At 47.0% G+C, this 2,228-nt stretch carries 4 protein-coding genes; all 4 read left to right on the top strand.

Going from position 1 to position 2,228, the window contains the following annotated elements; translation table 11 throughout:
* Positions 1-70 precede the first annotated feature (70 nt).
* The 4 genes from QT992_RS33275 (at position 71) to QT992_RS33260 (ending at position 2,156) form a co-directional block, all read left to right on the top strand.
* The gene (locus QT992_RS33275; protein WP_333341904.1) at positions 71-1,105 is read left to right on the top strand and encodes a DUF3987 domain-containing protein; all 1,035 of its coding nucleotides are present in this window, start codon (positions 71-73) and stop codon (positions 1,103-1,105) included.
* A 6-nt stretch (positions 1,106-1,111) separates the two neighbouring features.
* Positions 1,112-1,354: a hypothetical protein gene (locus QT992_RS33270; RefSeq protein ID WP_333341892.1), complete on the top strand. Its 243-nt coding sequence runs from the start codon at positions 1,112-1,114 to the stop codon at positions 1,352-1,354.
* Positions 1,355-1,476: 122 nt separating this feature from the next.
* On the top strand, positions 1,477-1,794 hold the full coding sequence (locus QT992_RS33265; protein ID WP_333378741.1) for a hypothetical protein: 318 nt from the start codon (positions 1,477-1,479) through the stop codon (positions 1,792-1,794).
* A gap of 32 nt (positions 1,795-1,826) precedes the next feature.
* Positions 1,827-2,156, top strand: a complete 330-nt coding sequence (locus QT992_RS33260; RefSeq protein ID WP_333378738.1) for a flagellar alpha dynein — start codon at positions 1,827-1,829, stop codon at positions 2,154-2,156.
* The last annotated feature ends 72 nt before the right edge of the window (positions 2,157-2,228 follow it).

The raw sequence follows: 2,228 nt of genomic DNA, 5'->3' as shown, positions 1-2,228 counted from the left end.
TCGGTTGATACGCCTTTGTTGAGATATGATCTCAACTTATGTATTTGTTAGCAAATGTTAGCAAAAAAGTATCGGTTCCGACGATGAAGATTTACTCGAATTTTGGAACGGCACAGGCAGCACAGTTCTAAGAGCGTCGGGAGTTAAAGCCGACCTAGACGGGTTGTTGCTGTCAGTGTTCGGGACAATTCAGCCCGATGTGCTCGCAAGCTTGCTCAAAGATTGCAGCGACTCTAACGGAAAGTTTGCTCGGTTCGATTTTGTGATTCAACCGCTGGCCGCATCGAAATTATCTCTAGAGGACAGCGGAAGCTTTGATCTAACTCCAATACTTAGCAGTCTTTACCAAAAAATTGATGCACTGCCAGCACTGAAACTAGAGCTAGAACCCGACGCCAAACGCTACTTTACAGAGTTTTACAACAAGGCAGAGGATAAGCGGGTTGCGGAACCCATGCAAGGTAAACCGGCGATGATTGGCAAGGCGCCGGAAAAAGTAGGAAAGCTTGCCGGAGTCCTTCACACACTCAACTGTATTTTTAACGACCAACCTGTCACGCCCCGTATCCCAAAAAGTATTGTGCAGGCAGCAGTCAAATTTGTGATTTTCACCGCGAACCAGATTGACGTGCTCTACACAGAGTTCTCCGATCGAACTGCACTGGCTCCTAATTTGGTAAAAATTCTCGCTCTAGCAGAAGCCAAGGGTGGGACGGTTTCTGCACGGGATGTCACCCTAGCTTTCAATGCCAAACATCGACCCAGTAAGCAACAAATTCAAGAATTGTTCACAGAGTTAACCAAAATGAAGTACGGAGAGACTACAACAAAATGTCAAAGAATTTTATTTACCCTGTGTCCACAGTCCACAGTGTCCACAGTAGCCTCAAATTATGACACAGAAAGCGATGCACGTGTCCACACTTCCCTCTCCACGGTGTCCACAGTGTCCACACTTAAAGAGGCAAATAATGGTAAAAGTGTGGGCAAGTGTGGACACACTGTGGACATAGGTGTCCACACATCTAAATCCTTGCTAGATAAGGCTTTGAGTGCAAGTGTGGACACTGTGGACACAAAATCGGCATCTTTAGAAAACTCATAAACATTAATGATGAGCTGTACTACAGAAACCGCTAAATCTACGGCAACCTCTGCCAAGAAGCCCAGAACCTTTGAGATAGGCGATCGGGTTGTGGTCAAGGATGTCGGCGGCATCTATCAGGGTGCACGAGGTGAGGTTGTGGACAATATCTACAGCCGTGCTGGCACTAGCTACCTGGTCAGGTTCGACAAGCGTGTTAGGAACGTTCAGCAATCAGAGTTTGAAGCCTCTGACCTGATGAAGCTTTAACCCTTGTCTGAGCCAAAAATCACTGCTAGTAGGCTTTGTGTCTACTAGCTTTGTAGACAATCTGTTGACACCGTAGACAGATATCAGTTACTGTAGACAAATACTGTATACACGTGTCTACAATGAGTCAAAGTCAAGTCGTATCATTCAGAGCATCCGGTCACTTCCTGAACTGGATAGAAGCTCAGAAGCTAGACGGTGAGTCGCTTAGTCAAGCTGCACAACGCATTCTCAAGGAAGTCTCAGGCACGTCTACACTGTCTACAGTGCATCTGTCTACACTGTCTACAACACCTACAGATTTGTCTACACGAAGCAGTGATAGCGTCGTGTCTACAGAAATTGTAGACATTGTAGACAAGGCTGTAAGTTCAAGCCTTGACCCGGTGATGGAGCGGATGGCCGCCATTGAGGAACGTCTGGGAAAATTGAGTGCCTGAGTGATGGCAACGATGAATCACTCAGGCAGGAATTGAAAGCGGCCAACAAGCAACTTGCAGAATGGGACAAGGAGCTCAATCAGTTACACGAGCGCAACGGCGATTTGGGACTGAAGGTTCAGATGCTGGAGCAAGAGCTCAAGGAAGTACGGCGCGATCGGGAGGGAGTTGAGACGGAACTCTCCAACCTGAGACAAAAATCAAAAAATGATGCAGCCAGGAAAAATTTTCCCGATTTTCCAGAGCCGGCCGACTTGCTCAACCAGTTAAAAGCGCGGCGTAAAAAGTCGAGAACTGACTTGGCTGATATCAACGCTATTCTGGGGCTTGTGGCGGAAGAGTACGGCTCAAACCCGCTCTAGGGCGTCGGTTCAGTATTAGGAGTTGACAAAAAAAGGAATTTATGAAATTAGCCAGTGCATGAGTTCGACTCT

This window comes from Microcoleus sp. T3_D1 (genome assembly GCF_036700405.1).
In the GTDB taxonomy this organism is placed as follows: Bacteria; Cyanobacteriota; Cyanobacteriia; order Cyanobacteriales; family Microcoleaceae; genus Microcoleus.
This window is presented reverse-complemented; position numbering and strand designations above follow the sequence as displayed.